Source organism: uncultured Parasphingorhabdus sp., assembly GCF_963975735.1.
Lineage (GTDB): Bacteria > Pseudomonadota > Alphaproteobacteria > Sphingomonadales > Sphingomonadaceae > Parasphingorhabdus.
In genome coordinates, this window is the sequence record NZ_CAXBIA010000001.1 from 421,411 (window position 1) to 436,911 (window position 15,501).

The 15,501-nt window shown below is 57.5% G+C and carries 15 protein-coding genes; 2 read left to right on the top strand and 13 right to left on the bottom strand.

The features are described 5' to 3' along the window. Positions 1 to 22 precede the first annotated feature (22 nt). The gene (locus AACZ86_RS02000; protein WP_339688984.1) at positions 23 to 2,002 is read right to left on the bottom strand and encodes a sulfatase-like hydrolase/transferase; all 1,980 of its coding nucleotides are present in this window, start codon (positions 2,000 to 2,002) and stop codon (positions 23 to 25) included. 108 nt (positions 2,003 to 2,110) lie between these two features. Beyond that, entirely contained in the window at positions 2,111 to 2,683 is a 573-nt protein-coding gene (locus AACZ86_RS02005; RefSeq protein WP_339688985.1) for a TetR/AcrR family transcriptional regulator, read from the bottom strand. A 138-nt stretch (positions 2,684 to 2,821) separates the two neighbouring features. Between AACZ86_RS02005 and AACZ86_RS02010 the strand changes: the two genes are divergently transcribed. Both AACZ86_RS02010 and AACZ86_RS02015 read left to right on the top strand, forming a co-directional pair. Beyond that, the gene (locus AACZ86_RS02010; RefSeq protein WP_339688986.1) at positions 2,822 to 3,190 is read left to right on the top strand and encodes a hypothetical protein; all 369 of its coding nucleotides are present in this window, start codon (positions 2,822 to 2,824) and stop codon (positions 3,188 to 3,190) included. 12 nt (positions 3,191 to 3,202) lie between these two features. After that, positions 3,203 to 4,642: a carotenoid oxygenase family protein gene (locus AACZ86_RS02015; RefSeq protein ID WP_339688988.1), complete on the top strand. Its 1,440-nt coding sequence runs from the start codon at positions 3,203 to 3,205 to the stop codon at positions 4,640 to 4,642. Here the strand turns inward: AACZ86_RS02015 and AACZ86_RS02020 are convergent. The 11 genes from AACZ86_RS02020 to AACZ86_RS02070 all read right to left on the bottom strand — a co-directional run bounded on the left by AACZ86_RS02020 (position 4,639) and on the right by AACZ86_RS02070 (position 15,443). Beyond that, on the bottom strand, positions 4,639 to 5,079 hold the full coding sequence (locus tag AACZ86_RS02020) for a GFA family protein (RefSeq protein ID WP_339688989.1): 441 nt from the start codon (positions 5,077 to 5,079) through the stop codon (positions 4,639 to 4,641). The genes AACZ86_RS02015 and AACZ86_RS02020 overlap by 4 nt on opposite strands. After that, positions 5,076 to 5,930, bottom strand: a complete 855-nt coding sequence (locus AACZ86_RS02025; protein WP_339688990.1) for a fatty acid desaturase — start codon at positions 5,928 to 5,930, stop codon at positions 5,076 to 5,078. Before AACZ86_RS02025 ends, AACZ86_RS02020 begins: the two co-directional genes overlap by 4 nt. Next, entirely contained in the window at positions 5,927 to 6,100 is a 174-nt protein-coding gene (locus AACZ86_RS02030; protein ID WP_339688992.1) for a hypothetical protein, read from the bottom strand. The genes AACZ86_RS02025 and AACZ86_RS02030 overlap by 4 nt, the downstream gene beginning before the upstream one ends. Positions 6,101 to 6,212: 112 nt before the next feature. Continuing rightward, positions 6,213 to 6,899: a 5'-methylthioadenosine/S-adenosylhomocysteine nucleosidase gene (locus AACZ86_RS02035; protein ID WP_339688993.1), complete on the bottom strand. Its 687-nt coding sequence runs from the start codon at positions 6,897 to 6,899 to the stop codon at positions 6,213 to 6,215. Then, the gene (locus tag AACZ86_RS02040) at positions 6,892 to 7,431 is read right to left on the bottom strand and encodes an adenine phosphoribosyltransferase (protein ID WP_339688994.1); all 540 of its coding nucleotides are present in this window, start codon (positions 7,429 to 7,431) and stop codon (positions 6,892 to 6,894) included. Before AACZ86_RS02040 ends, AACZ86_RS02035 begins: the two co-directional genes overlap by 8 nt. A 180-nt stretch (positions 7,432 to 7,611) precedes the next feature. Beyond that, positions 7,612 to 7,983: a 50S ribosomal protein L7/L12 gene (gene rplL / locus AACZ86_RS02045; protein ID WP_339688995.1), complete on the bottom strand. Its 372-nt coding sequence runs from the start codon at positions 7,981 to 7,983 to the stop codon at positions 7,612 to 7,614. Positions 7,984 to 8,024: 41 nt separating this feature from the next. Then, complete coding sequence (gene rplJ, locus AACZ86_RS02050) at positions 8,025 to 8,537, bottom strand: 50S ribosomal protein L10 (RefSeq protein ID WP_339688997.1); 513 nt, start codon at positions 8,535 to 8,537, stop codon at positions 8,025 to 8,027. Positions 8,538 to 8,907: 370 nt separating this feature from the next. After that, positions 8,908 to 10,389: a GspE/PulE family protein gene (locus AACZ86_RS02055; RefSeq protein WP_339689370.1), complete on the bottom strand. Its 1,482-nt coding sequence runs from the start codon at positions 10,387 to 10,389 to the stop codon at positions 8,908 to 8,910. 200 nt (positions 10,390 to 10,589) lie between these two features. After that, complete coding sequence (locus AACZ86_RS02060) at positions 10,590 to 13,277, bottom strand: TonB-dependent receptor (RefSeq protein ID WP_339688999.1); 2,688 nt, start codon at positions 13,275 to 13,277, stop codon at positions 10,590 to 10,592. Positions 13,278 to 13,353: 76 nt separating this feature from the next. Beyond that, on the bottom strand, positions 13,354 to 14,886 hold the full coding sequence (locus tag AACZ86_RS02065; RefSeq protein WP_339689000.1) for a hypothetical protein: 1,533 nt from the start codon (positions 14,884 to 14,886) through the stop codon (positions 13,354 to 13,356). A 176-nt stretch (positions 14,887 to 15,062) separates the two neighbouring features. Next, positions 15,063 to 15,443 (bottom strand): GFA family protein, encoded by a 381-nt coding sequence (locus AACZ86_RS02070; RefSeq protein WP_339689001.1) that lies wholly within the window; start codon positions 15,441 to 15,443, stop codon positions 15,063 to 15,065. Between the last annotated feature and the right edge of the window lie 58 nt (positions 15,444 to 15,501).

Genomic DNA, 15,501 nt, shown 5'->3' on the forward strand with positions numbered 1-15,501 from the left:
CATCCGATTGCGCGGCTGGCGTTTACTCGCGCGTCGGCTTCGCCCGGTTCTGCCATCTTGCCGATCCCCAGATCCGGATCAGCCGGTCCACGCGATCCTTGAAGTCTCCATCCAAGCTGCTCGCATTGGCGCAGCGGCCTTTCTCGACCATGCAGGCCTCGCCGGTGTCGAGCCGCAAGGATGTAATATTCGAAGCGCCTTCAGCGATGCCGATTTGCGTGGGCCGTTCGAGATCGCCGACCGTCATCAGCACCGGCTTTGCAGGGATGTCCGGTTTCTCATCCTTGAGCAACGACAATATGATGGCGCGATAGTCGCTCATGCCAATCGGGCCGTTGGCAGCGACACCCAAGCGGTTGGTGACGAGAAATGTGCCGTTCTGGCGGATATTGATATTGTGGCCGTGGCCCAGAAAACCCTCCTCAAACAGATCTTCACCGTGATCGCCGGTCACGACAACCACGCTATCGTCCCACACGCCATCCCGCTTCAGCCGGGACACCAGCTCGTCGAGCTGCTGATCCGAATATTGGACCGCATTCCAGTAGGTCTGCTGCAATTGCTCCCGATTGCCGGCGTTGATCTCGGACCGGGGCAGGGGCCTGTCGGTCAAGCCGAGCGGCATTCCCTCGTGGAAATAGGGGAAATGCGGTGACTGGAAATTGAAATAGAGAAATTGCGGCTGCTTCCATTTGGATGGCTGCTGATATTCGTCCGCAAAGGCTTTCAGCAGATGTATCTCGTCGATCAGGATCGAACCTTGCGCGCCGTTGCTGAAGGCGCGGAGATGTTTCAACCTGTCACCGTCGAAGAAGATATCGGCGTTGTCGCGCATGCCTACGGTCTTTGAAATATCCCCGAAATCTTCTGGCTGGCCGGAAAAAACAGCAATTTCATAGCCGCTGGATTTGAGTTCGCGGAATAGCGAGGGAGATCCCTTTGCCGGTTGTAGCGCTCCGCCAAACAGCGACTTGAGCGATGCAGTGGTAAAGCCGACATGGCTGAATGCCGGGGAGATGAGGCTACCGGATTTGGCAATGGCTTCAAGATTGGGCGCCACCGGCTTGCCGTTGATCCGCTTGCCGATCACATCATATCGTGCGCTCTCCATGACAATCAGGACGAGGTGGGGGCGTTTCCCCGATATCAATGTGACTGGCGGTTGCGGCGCCATCGGAGCCAGTTGCAGATCGCCGCCGTAGCCATCCTCGTCGATGCCATTTCCCGGAATATCCAGCGCCAACGGATAGCGGGCGCTGTTGAACGGATGCCGGTCCGGCATGCTGGATATCCAGCCGTAGCCATCATTGTCAAAGTCGGTCAGTTTGTTGGCTCCCTGGGTAAACAGGCCCCGGGCAAGCGTGCGGTTCAGGCCATTTTGCACGTCTGCAGAAGCCGACGGTACCGCGATTGCGAGGAGCAGGGTGGAGCCGAATAGCGCGATGAAAAGGCGTCCCTGGGCTCGCCATTGGGGCTCATTGGCGCGGACCGGGAATTTGCGGGACAGCAGGCGAAATATATAAATATAGGCGAGCAGGCCGAATATCAGCGCGGCGATGCCGAGGAAGATTTCGTTGGAGGCGAAAAGCAGGGCGTCGGTCAGGCTGCCGCCGCCGAGATTGGCCATCAGCGCAAAGCTCATCGTGTCGCTGAAATATTGATGCAGCTGGAAGGTCAGGGCGAGCAGCAGGATATAGGTTCCGCCGACGATGGTCGCCAGAAAGAACAGCGGTGGCCAGGACCTTTTGCTGCGGAACAGCCGGACGATGATCCACCATGTACCGATGACCAGCATGGCCATGGAAGAGATATAGCCGACAAGGAAGATGGCTCGTTCGGTGAATGTATCGTTGGCTTGCGACTGGCCAAAGCCGCCGGTAAACAATCCATATTTGCGGTCGGCGAGCGCGAGCTCCAGCGCGGCAAGCATGCTGATCAGGCCGAGAATGACTCCGGTAAAGAGCTTTCCCCGCCTATCGCTTCTGGTGAAGAGATCCCGCATGTTTTGTGTTTTCAATCCCGCATATTCTGTAGCAGGGTAAAGCTAGCAGAAGCGGGTAAAAGGCGGGTTAAGTACAGTCGGGCCAAGTCTGGTCGGTTGCGCGAAGGGTCAGCAGTCTCGGAAATCCGTCATCAGCACCACCTTGCGTACCATCGCCGGATCATAGACCACCTGGCCATCGAGAATCAGCATCGCCAGCCCGTGGACCAGGGACCATGCGTGGAGCGCAGCGGCGGCGCGTTGGTCTTTCGACATTTCGTCCGGCATGGTCGCGGCAATGCCGGTGCGGAGCTGGAAGAAGGCTTCTCCCATGGCTGAAGGATCGTCGGTGGCGAGATCGACCTGGCCGACGCGATTGTAGACCAGCCGCAGCAAGGCGGGGTTTTCGACCGCCCATTTGACATAGGTAACGCCAACTTCGGCGAACCCGTCGCGGCCGCCGCCGGCTTTCGTGGCCGCTTCTGCCTGGCTCCGGCCCAGCCGGTTGAGGCCTTCCAGTGCCAGTGCATCGAGCAAGGCATCCTTGTTGGGGAAATGTCGGTAAAGTGCGGTTGCCGAGACGCCGAGATCGCGGGCAAGGGCGCGCAATCCAAGGTCGGGTTGCTCCTGACTTTCCAGCCGTTCCATCCCCATTTGCAGCGCCGCCGCGCGCAGGTCGCCATGATGATAGGGTGCGTTCACCGGAAGGCCTGACATTGGAAGATTTGGAAGCATGTTTTGCTTGCTGCAACTCTTATGTTGACACTGTTATCATTGCTTGTCATGTTAACAGCATAAACATCGCGAGTCGATTTGCCAAGGCGGAAGGAAGCTTCATCAATGCCGATTTATGCAACCATCGCTGCGCTGCTTGGAGTGATCGTCGCGATTGCCCATTCGGTGCTCGGCGAACTGGTCATACTCGGGCCGCTTTATCGCGAACGGACGACCGGTCTGCTCGCCGCGCGGGCGATGCGCGACATTATCCGGGCGGTTTTCCACATCCCTTCGCTGGCCTGGGCCGGGCTCGGCATAGCGGTGCTGCTCAACCGCCTGCAATCCGGCAGCGATCTGCTGCCGATCGTCGCCGTCATCATTTTCGCGCTGTCCGGGGTCGCCAATATCGCCGCGCTGCGCCGGCCGCATCCCGGCGGTGTCATATTGCTGGCAATGGCATTCGCCACGATCGCCGATATCCGTTTCAACTAGAAGGAATTATCCATGGCTTCTGTAATCGAAAAAACCCTCCGCGCCGCCGTCACGCCCGTCCTGGGTGCAGTCTCCAATTACAATCGCAAGCGGATGAAGGCACCGTCCGGCGGTCACCCTTATCTGAATGGTGTGCACAAGCCGATGACCGAAGAAGTCACACTGGCTGATCTAAAGGTTGATGGCGAAATTCCCGCACAACTTGACGGACGCTATCTGCGCATCGGTCCCAATCCGGTAACCGCGCCCGATGAAGCCAGCTACCACTGGTTTACCGGCGATGGCATGGCCCATGGCATTCGCATCCAGAACGGTCAGGCAAAATGGTATCGCAACCGCTGGATCCGCAGCAATGCTGTCAGCGATGCGCTGGGCGAGCCGCGCAAGCCCGGCACCCGCAAGCCCCGCACCGATACCGCCAATACCAATATCGTCAGCATCGCCGGCAAGACATTTGCGATTGTCGAGGCTGGGGGCTTCCCGGTCGAGTTGACCGACGATCTGGAAACGGTGAAACATAATCCCTTCGACGGTACTTTGGTTAACGCCTTCTCCGCTCACCCGCATCTCGATCCCAAAACCGGCGAGATGCATGCCATCTGCTATGATGCGCCGGTCATGGACAAGGTCTGGCACGTCGTGCTTGGTGCCGACGGCAAGGTGAAACGGGAGGAGCCGATTGCGGTCAAGGATGGCCCGTCGATCCACGAATGCCAGATTACCGAAAATTATGTGCTGGTCTTTGACCTTCCCGCGACCTTCTCGATGAAGCGGATGCTGGGCGGTTTTGCCTTTCCCTACGACTGGAATCCCGCTCATGGCGCCCGCGTCGGGCTTTGCCCGCGTGACGGATCGGGTGTCGATACCGTGTGGTGCGACGTCGATCCCTGCTATGTCTATCATCCGGCGAATGCATACGAAACCGATGACGGCAGCGTGATCGTCGACGTCGTTGTGCACGAAAGCACTTATGCGCGGACGACCTTTGGTCCGGGCGGCGAGTGGTCGCGGCTGGAACGCTGGACCGTCGATCCGGTGGCCAAGAAGGTCAGTCGCAAGGTCATTGATGACAGGGCGCAGGAATTCCCGCGCTACGACGAACGGCAGACTTCAAAACCCTATCGCTATATCTATGATATCGCGCTTGCCGGCCTGCCAGACGAGCTCGACATGGCGGGCACCGAATTGTTCAAACATGATCTGCAAAGCGGCGACAAGCTGGTGCGCGATTTCGGTGCTGGCCGCCATCCGGGGGAATTTATCTTTGTGCCGCGCTCCCCGGATGCGGCAGAGGACGAAGGCTGGCTGATCGGCCTCGTGATTGACGCCGGTCAGGAAAAAACCGAGCTGCAAATTCTCAACGCTGATGATTTCCTCGGCGAGCCGCAAGCGGTAATCCATCTGCCGCACCGCATCCCTCCCGGGTTTCACGGTAATTGGGTAGCGAGCTAGGGCTGCTTGTTGTCGAGCCGGCTGGAGCCAATATTTTCCGAGAATTGCGGACTGTCGTCGGTGATTGTCACCCACGGCGCCTTGGAGCCGACGAATATATGGCCAACATAGCCGCGATGACCGGAATCATCGTCCAGCAGTCCGGCCGGCACGAAATATAGATCACTTGCCTCTCCCTTTAATGGGAGAGGACTCCCGCATTTGCGGCAGAAGGTTGAGTGCCATCCTTTGTCATCGTCTGGGAAATATGTTTCGATCAGCTGCTCGCCGCTATCCCACGAGAAATTTTCGTGCCGGGTATGCATGACCGCGTTGCCATCCGTGCCGGACACTTTCCGGCATTTGGAGCAATGGCATTGACCGATTGGCCCCAGTTGTCCGCGAATTGAAAAGGTGATGCCGCCGCACAGGCAGCTTCCCCTGATTGCATCGTTCATTTCAAATCTCCCTCAAACCGGCAACCTCTTGCCTCCAATATCGGTCGCAACTCGCGGAAGGCTTTGGGCGTGTCGGTTAGCGGGATGAACGGGTGGAGGTGGTGGATCAGGTGATATTGCATGCCCATCGAGGCGATATTGCCGACCCGGCTTTTGAAGAATTTGGCATTGTCATAGCGCCCCTGTTTGACCGCTGGGTGATGCGGGGCCCAGCTGAAGAAAAACTGGATATAGGCGATGCCGATATGGCGCGGTGCCCACCAGAGCAGGGCCGCCTCTATCGCATAGCCGTTCCATGCCAGTGCGAATAGCGAAGCGAAGAAGGTCAGCTGATAGAGCGCGCCGTCGACCAGCACATCGGATCGTCCAATTTTTTCCAATATATAGCCATAGCCGCGCAGCACGCCGCCCTTGCCGCGTTGTCTCTGGACAAAGCTTTGCCAGATCGCGTCCCATGGACCTTTGGATCGCGTGGTGATGTCAGGATCATTTTCCGGATGATTGACATGTTTGTGATGCTCCAGATGGGTCAGTTTCTGGATGCGATAGGGCATGGCCATCGGCAACAGGCTGAGATGGCCGACCAGTTCGTTCAGCCAGCGCAGCCTCTGGCCGGGTCGGGCAATCATGCCGTGCACCGCTTCATGCGCGGGTAGAAAACAGGCCATCACGTTGACACAGGCAATCGGAAAGGCAATCCACAGCGGCAATATGTCCAGAAAAACCAGGGGCCAGAGCGACAACCAGATCAACAGATTGCCCAAGCCCCAGACCACCACTTCCCACGGAAAGCGATCGGCATATTTGCGGGCGATCATCCGTTCCTGTTTGCGCAATTCCGCTTCCGTCATGGTCTGGCCCAAATCCAGCTGCCCCTGAAAAAGGCAACTATGCCCCAGGTGCCGCCGACGATCAGTCCCAGAGCCAGGGTCGACAGGCCGAGCGGTTGTTGCCAACCGATTTTGTCCAGAATCTGCGCAAAAAGTGGCCCGAAGAACAGAAACCCGAACAATATAGGCATAAAATGTAGAATTTTTCTGACGACAAGTTCAACGATTGGCATGTCGTATGGCTCCGATTATTGAGCGACCGTCTGTTTCATGGCTAAGATGGCGGTGACTTGTCAAATGCAATCATAGCAATGCAATGAACCGCGCTGCTTCATCGGCGGCGCGGTTTGCGGCGCGCTCGAGATTGGCATGAAAGTCGCCGGAGCTGTTGCCGTCGGCGCCGTCGGTTACCGCTTTGATCCCGGCCCACGGGATATCGAGCAGTGCCGCAATCTGGGCGACGGCCGCGGTTTCCATGTCGACCAGATCGGCTTTCAGAACATCGCGCAAATAGCCCGAGCGGTCGGGGCATTTCACAAAACAGTCGGCGGTCGCGATCCGCGCCTGTGGCAAGGCAAGGGCCGCCGGCATGGAATGGGAAATAAACGGCTTCCAGTCAGAAGGGCCAATCGGCCAGGCGCCAGCGTTATAATGGGTGAAGCCGTCATGCTCGCCGAACCTTTCGAGCGTGCCATAGTCGGCTTGCAGGGATTCGCCGAGATAGAAACAGTCTCCCTGACGGCTGCTGACATGACCGGCGGTGCCGATCACCAGAAACAGGTCGGGGCGGAAGTGGCTGTGCATATAGAGAGCGGCGGCTCCGGCGTGCACCTTGCCAATGCCGGAGCAGAGGATTGAAACCCGCTTTCCTGCATGTTCGAGCTGGCGGACCTCGCCCAGCGGACTGTCGATCCTTGTCACCGGATGATCGCGCAGAAAGGCATCTGCCTCGTCCTGCACACCGGTAATGATGGCGATATGTTCAATCACCGGCAAAACCCATCAATGCCGTCGACTTTACCCCCGCTGCGATCAGCTTCTGTGCTCCGCCGAGATCGGGCAGGTCGACGATGAACAATGCCTGGTCGACTATGGCGCCCTGACTACGGAGCAGTTCGACGCCGGCCATGGCCGTCCCGCCCGTAGCGATCAGGTCATCGACCAGCAGCACCCGTTGGCCGGGCAGGATCGCGTCGACGTGCATTTCGATTCTGTCGGTTCCATATTCCAGCGCATAGTCGATGCTCACCGATTTGCCCGGCAATTTGCCCGGCTTGCGCAGCATGATCTTGCCCTTTTCCAGAGCATACGACATCGCCGCCGACACGATGAAACCGCGGGCCTCTATCCCGGCGATCAGATCGAAGCTGTTCGGGTCGACCAGGGCAATCATCCGGTCGATGGTCTGGCGAAAGGCGGGGCCGTCGAGCAGCAGCGTCGATACATCGCGAAACTGGATGCCCGGCTTGGGATAGTCCGGAATTGTCCGCACGAGATCGATCAGGTCCTGATTGTCGGTCATATTGTCCCCCGGAAACACGAACCGTCCTAGTCGCGCAGCGGCCCGATCATGTCAATCATCCTGCTTTTGCAGTTCGGGCCACGAGCAGGCGAGGCGCGCGGCCTTCAAGTCAGCTGCCATAAAAAAGGGGCGGCTTCCGAACCGGAAACCACCCCCTGATTTTTCAATAAACCGTCAGGCTTATTTGAGTTCGACGGTACCGCCGGCAGCTTCGATCTTCGCTTTGATTTCTTCTGCTTCGGCTTTGTTAACGCCTTCCTTGATTGGCTTAGGAGCGCCTTCAACAAGAGCTTTGGCATCGGTGAGGCCGAGAGCGGTGATCGCACGGACTTCTTTGATGACCTGGATTTTCTTGCCGCCGTCGCCGGTCAGGATTACGTCAAATTCGGTCTGCTCTTCAGCAGCTTCGCCAGCGGCAGCCGCTGGACCAGCAACTGCGACAGCAGCGGCAGCAGAAACGCCCCACTCTTCTTCCAGTGCCTTGGACAGTTCAGCCGCTTCCATGACGGTGAGTTTCGAAAGTTCTTCAACAAGTTTAGCAATATCAGCCATTTTATAACTCCAGATTTCTAATCAGTTTATTCGGTTAAAATTCATTCACCCGTAGCAGCATAAGCGCTGAGTACGCGTGCAACACTGGTTGCCGGCTCGACAAGAACCCGTGCGATTTTGGTTGCTGGTGCCTGAAGCAGTCCAACAATCGTTCCGCGCAGTTCGTCAAGCGAAGGCATGGATGCCAGTGATTTGATGCCCGCTTCGTCAAGAAGGGTATCGCCCATTGCGCCGCCAACGATCTCAAGACGATCATTGGTTTTTGCAAATTCGACTGCGATTTTAGCAGCCGCCACCGGATCATCCGATGTTGCGAGCGCGACCGGACCCGTTAGCATATCAGCTATCGGGGCATAGTCGGTTCCTTCCAGAGCCAGCTTGGCAAGGCGGTTTTTAGAGACTTTGAAGCTAGCGCCTTCGTCCCGCATTTTCGTCCGAAGCGCGGTTGATTGCGCAACAGTCAGGCCTAGGTTGCGTGTTACCACGACAACACCGGCGTCTTTGAAAATAGCGTTCAGAGCGACAACCGCTTCGGTCTTTTGACCACGATCCATATTTTGCTCCTTCACGTGGACTGCGTTTTGAGGCGCAATCCAATTCTAGTAACCGTCATCCCGACAAAGGGATGACGAGCGAAAGGACTGACCGAAATCAATCCTGTATAATCCGAAGGGGGGTTTTGGCCGTTCTGCCGCGTGAAAAACGCTAGCTGCGTACCCGTGTGTCTCCACACGAAAAAACTGATCCCCGTCTAGGCTGGAAATTAAGAGGGTCAAATTACCCTCACCCGCTGTCTCGGACGGAAATTGTGATTCTTTTGACGGAACCGCAATTTGTAGGGGAGCCATTAACGGGAATGGCCGTGATGTCAAGGGGGGGGGGGTAAATGGCGGTCTTCTATCCATCCTGCAGTGCCGTTTTACCCTATCGTGAAATTCTGATGCCTTCTTCTGCCGTGGTGATGCCTTCGCGGACCATCAGGCGGGCGGAGGATGCAAGCGATCTGTTCTGCAGGAAGGCGTGCGCGGCAATGCGGCCTTCGTCGCCGCCGTCATTGACAAGTTTGCGGATGGTATCGTCGATGCGGATCGCCTCGAACACGCCGATATGGCCCTGGAAACCGGAATGATGGCATTTCGCGCAGCCGGTTGCCCGGAACACCACGGTCCCGCGATCGAATCCCAATAGCGAAGCGAGCGAGCCGTCGGCCTGGATCGGCTGGCGGCAATATTCGCAAAGCCTGCGGACCAGACGCTGGGCGACGACGGCGCGGATGGTGGAGGCGAGGTTGAACGGATTGCCTTTCATCCCGAGCAATTTGCTGATCGCGCCGACCGCGTCATTGCTGTCGATGGTGGACAATATGAGCTGGCCGTTTTGCGCGGATTGCACCACGATATCCAGCGTTTCCCGATCACGGATTTCTCCCACCATGACGACATCGGGATCCTGCCGCAGCACGGCCTGCAACCCTTGCGCATATGCAGGCTCAGGCGCGGCCTTGATTTCCGTCTGGCTGATCGTTTCAATGGCATATTCGATCGGATTTTCGACCGTGAGAATATTATGCCGACCATCGTTGAGCTGCCTGATGCAGGCATATAAAGTTGTTGTCTTGCCCGAGCCGGCATGCCCGGCGACCAATATGATACCGTCGGGGGCCGATAGCGCGTCTGTCAGAATCGCTAGGCTTTCGCCGGACAGTCCGGGCAGGTCGAGCGCTATTCTTGAAGCTTCTTCATCGAGGATGTTCAGGATGATATATTCGTTCGCTGCATTGGGCAGTGTAGATACCCTCACGTCGAGCGCTTTCCCGTCGAGGGTGAGGCTGATACGACCGTCTTGCGGGATAGGCTCTCCGGCCATGTCCAGTCGCGCCATCTGTTTGATCTGCTGCACGATATCGGCGGCAAAATGCGCGGGCATTTTCAGCTTCTCGAGCAGTCGGCCGTCGACGCGCATTCTGACGATCAACTCGGTTTCAAACAGCTTGATGTGAATGTCGGAGGCCCCCTGGCGGGAGGCTTCGGCGATGATAGCGTAGATCAGCCGGATACCGGGTTGCTGTCTCCGGGTTTCGCGGAGGTCTCCGGCATCGATCATGATGTCATTGATGGTCGCGCCATCATGGTTATCCGGTAATTCCGGTAAGCGTGCATCCTGAGCATAATGGTCAGACAGCAGCTTTTCAAAAGCCGGTCCGTCCACCAGCTCAACATCGAGAGGCAAGGTCAAATGGCGGCTGACCGCCAGAAGAGACGCCGGATCGGCATGCTCGTGCAATGCAACAACCAGCCGTTCGCCGAGCACCTCTTTCAGCAAGACACCGCGGCTACGGGCAAAGTCATAAGATATGTCGGTAACCGGAAGCGTGGTTTCCGGCCCGGCCCGCGAGAAATCATCCATGATCGATCGAGCGGACGCATCTGTGTCGTGGATCGCGCCGCGCTCTGTTCCCCGTGAGATTTTCATTCCCTGTTCCGTCCGCAAATCATGCCCAAAGCATTCTGGATGTTATGGTTACGATGGCTTCGTGAAGGGTGAGGGACTCCCGCGTGACATAAAAATTACAATAATGACATGTTCCCGACCGACGATGCCGGAACCTAGAAGTTCAGGCCGATACTCATCGAGAAGCGGGTCCCCACGGCATAGGCATTGTTCAGAATCTGCGTGTCGCCCAATGTCTGGGATTCGCGATAGTCCGTACCCAGGACATTTCGCGCTTCGAATTTCAGTTCGAAGTCCTGACCGGCGATATTCATTTCCTCGCGCAGCACCAGATCCAGCCGCCATCCGGTTTTTTCCACCAGGTCAGGCTGGTCCTGCGGCCCGCGAGCGGTCACGCGCGGGCTGTTATAGGTCAGCAGGACCGTTTGCTGGGACAGCGCGCCTTCTTCGCGTTCCATGCCGAATTGGAGGTTGGCGACATGGGTAGACTGTCCCGTCAGGCGATCGCCGTCGTCGAACAGATTGGAGGCAGCGGTTGGCAGCAAAGTGACCGGACTGATCGCCACATCGTCCGCGCCGACCTTGATTTCGGATTTGGTGTAGGTGTAATTTGCCGCGAGCAGCAAGCGGCGGTCTTCGAAAAAGCTGCCGCCCAGATCATGGAGCGGGAAATATTTGACCAGTTCCATCTCCGCACCGACCAGGGTCGCTGACGGTGCATTGGAAAAGCCGGTGAACAGCGTTCCGCCACCTTGGACGAAGGCCACATTCTCGATCGGATTTTCGATATCCTTGTAGAATCCGGCCAACGTGATGCGCTCGCCCACGCCAAGATAATATTCAAACCGGCCTTCGATATTGACCAGTTCGCTGTCGGTCAGCAGCGGGTTGCCGATGAAGGTCCGGTCGGTATCGAGATCGAGAAACTGCTGCGGTGCCAGTTCGCGGAATTGCGGCCGGGCAATGGTTTTGGATGCGGCAAAACGGAATTGCATATCATCGGCAAAATTCCATGTCAGCGTTCCGGCCGGTAGCCAGTAGTCGTTGCTTATGCCGGACGGAACGGCGGCTCCGCCAGCACCGGTCAGCAAGATCGGGGTCACGCTCTGGTCCGCATCTTCGTAGCGGACGCCGAGATTAAGGCGCAGACCGTCAGCCAGTTCGGCATCGACCTGTCCGTAGCCCGCGTGAATTTCCAGCTTTGCGTCATAGGCGGGCACCGATGACTGGGCGGCGACTTCGCGCAATTCGATTTCGTGGGTCAGCACATTATAATCGGACAACAGGAAATCGATCCGTTCCTGATCGATCGGATTGGGCAGGCCATTGGCGGGCACGAAGCGGAAGTCACGCCGCTCTGCCTGACGATCATTGAGATAATAAGCATAGCCGGCAGACAGGTTGAGCGGGATGCCGATATCGGTTTCATAGCCGAAATCGATACCGCCGCCATAGACATCATCGTTCAGATTGCTGAACTGGACCCGCGCTGATTCGCCGGGAGAGGTCAGGTCGTTGACGAAGTCATTGGCGATCAGGTCGTCAAAGGCATAGCTGTAGGACCGCTGATAGGGCGCATTGCGTTTGGAATTGGCGTAGGCGCCGCGCAGGTCGAGAGAGAAATCGCCAAACTGAAATTCGCCGACAAATTGCGAGGTGAAAAGCTGGCGTTCGAACCAGCTGGTGCGGCCCTGATTGAGCAATGTTTCTTCGTCCACGTTGATCGCGTCGATACCGGCTTTGATCGAAGCCTCTTTTGAAGTGTCGTGAATATAGAGATTGGTGAAGCGCAATTTATGCTCGCCGATTTCCGCCGACAGTCCGAGCAGACCGTTGACGACGATGCGGTTTTCGGTGGTGACAAAATTGAAATTCTGGTCCGGAAGCAGTCCGGGATTGCCGTCGATACTGACAATGCCCTGGGAGGTCTGCTGGACGCCGCCGCGCGTCCGCCAGCTGTTTTCAAAGCCGGCTGTGGCGACGACGCCGATATTGGCATCACCCATGTAAAAGGACGTACCACCGGTCAGCTCGGCGGAGAAATTGGCCGGAATATCGGTGTTGCGCTGGATGAGGTTGGTTTCGGCATTGTTCAGACTGGCCGCAAAATTCTGCAGGTCCTGACTGGAGAATTCGGTGCCGACCGAGATCGGGATATTCTGGCTTATCGCCTGAGCGAGACCGGCGGGAATATCACGCAAGCCGCTATCATAGCCGATGATATCCGTATCCGATCCATCATATGTATAGCCGAGCTTGCCGGTGGTTTCGCTGTCGCCGCTCAGACTGGTGCTGAATTTGAGAAACGGCTCGTCGGGCGTGGCCTTGGTGGTCAGGTTGATAACCCCGCCGCCAAATTCACCGGGATAATTGGCCGAATAGCTTTTCTGGACGACGGTCGATGCAATGACGCTGGTCGGAAAGAGATCGAGCGGGACAACACGGCGCAGCGGTTCCGGAGAAGGAAGGGGAAGCCCGTTCAGCAGCGCCAGTGAATAGCGTTCGCCAAGGCCGCGAACAAAAACAAAGCGCCCGCCGACGACGCTCAAACCGGTGACCCGCTGCAATGATCCGGCGATATCGCCGTCTGCCGTGCGGGCAATTTCGGCTTCACCGAGGACCGATACGACCTCGGCCGTGGCGCGGACGGGATCGGGTATGAACTGGCCGCGCACGACGATCATATTTCCGCTGCTGCCGGGCGCCGAAATGTCGACTGCCTCCTCGCCTGGCCGTTCAACATCCAGACTTTCTGTCTCGTTGACAGTCTGGGCATAGGCCGCCGGAGAGGCCAATATTGTTCCCAACATCAAGCTGGCGGTAAGCGATGCGCGCATTTTCATCGGATCAGATCCTCGTCATGAATAAAAAACGGGATGACGGCCCGAATGAGCCGCCATCCCCTGTAGAAGTTTGAATTTAGCCAATCGTCGGAGCGACAATGCAGTCATTGGCGTAGAGGCCGCATGTCCAGCCCTTGAAACGGGCATCATTCGCGTCCTTGACCGCGCCGATATAGGCGACGTCTTCAAAGAAGCCGCTGGCTCCGCTTGCGGCGAAAGGCGTTACGCCATTTTCATTGGCACCGTTGATGAACGGGAAGGCCGCCGAAGCATTGGCCAGAGTGGACGTTCCGCTTGCCGTGTTGTTGGTACCGGCATTGAAAATCGTCTGGATCTGCGCCACCGTGATATTCCCGTCGTCAACAAATGACGTCGCACAGCTCATGAACAGCGACTGGAAAACCGGCGGACCATTTTCGTCCGCGGCTGCGCCCGCTGCCTGAATGGTCGTGGCGCTGTCGATGTCGATGCACGCTGCGGCGCTGTTGAAGACGCTATTGTAAAACTCGTAGTCCCCACCGCCGCGCAGAAGGATGACATGATCCTGACCGCTCGAAACGAAAGTGACGTTCGCGAGCAGATGGCGCTGGCGTGGCTCGGCATCTTCGTCGCCGTTTGAATCGGCTTCCATGACATGGTCGCCGCCGCCAACGCGCTGAACCGCCAGCACAAACTGATTGGCGCCCTGATAGCCCGAGTCCGAATCGACCGAGTCATCGTCGATGCCGGTAAAGGCCAGGTTTTTGCCGTTGACCCGACCGCCGAACCATTCGACGCCATCGTCGGAACTGTTGTGGACCTGGATATTCTGGAAGAAGGTTCCGCTGCCGACACCGGCCATCGTGATGCCGTTCAGCTCGTTGCCCGGGGAAACCTCAAAGCCGGGATAGCGAACCTGCATATAGGACATCCGGCCGCTGCTGTCGGTTGGCAGAGTACCGCCGTACACCGCGTTGGAAGGTCCTTCGACAATCGCTTCACAATCGGCACGAGCGCCGCCCGGGTTGGATGCGCCGCCGGTAGCACAATCGGAAATAGGTGCGCGGCCAAGAATAACGATCCCGCCCCATTGTCCGATGCTGTCAACACCGGCTGTACCCAATATATTCTGGCGTGAGGTGAAGATGATCGGAGCAGATGCCGTTCCTTCGGCAAAAAGCTGAGATCCGCGGTTTACGAGCAGGAAGTCGCCGCCGGAAGAACCAAAGATGGTTACACCGGGTTCGATTGTCAAAATGCCCTGCGCGCCGCCGTCAACGCCGACTTCAACGCCGCCGGACAGGGAATATACAGTGTTCTCGGTCGAGGCGCGTTTGGGAAGAACCAAATTACCCTGAATGATGCCCGATACCTGACAGTTGCGAGCCTGTTCGCCATTGCCGGTGGTGATGGTTCCGACATTGGCTGTACCGACCGGACAATCGGTCGCCGGCGTTCCGGCTACTGGCGTCGGGGTGGGCGTCGGGGCCGGTGTGGGGGTTGGAGCCGGCGTCGGCAGGATAACCAGATTGCCTTCACCCGGCGATGCGACATCATCGGCGCCACAGGCACTTACCGCGAGCGCTGCTGCACTGGCGAAAAGAACAGAACGGAATTGCTTATTCAACATGGATTTGTCTCCGCAGACTTTGGATTTGAAGCTTTTGTTCAAACGATGCGGAGCAGAATCAGCTAATCCCCATCGCCTCGGTCAGGGGCAATAGGCTGGATAAATGACGTGCGAGCTTTGATTATGTGAAGGTTCGGCGACTCAATTATTTCAGAAATATGTACCCGGGCGACGGGCTATTGGTCGCGCTGCAAAACCCCCGGTTCGATCTCGTAATAGTCGCCCTTGTCACCGACAAAGATATGACTCCAGATTTTTGTGTCGGTCGGCTGGTCGAGACAGCCCATGGCGATGGCGATCTTGTCGTGATGGATCGGGTCCCAGAACAGGAAGGCGCCGCAGGTGTCGCAGAAGCCGCGACGGACTTTTTCAGACGACTGATACCAGCGGATATGCTCCTCGCCGCTGATCGTCACGACGCTGGTCGGCACGTCGATCGACGCCCAGTAATGGCCGGACTGCTTGCGGCACTGGCTGCAGTGGCAGGCGTCGGCTTCGGGCAGGTCGCCAGCGACTTCTATATTTATGGCGCCGCAGAGGCATGAACCCTTGTGCATATTTCTCTCCCGGGGATTGCGTCGGTGACAAGTCTAACGGAAAAGTGCTCCGGTTTGA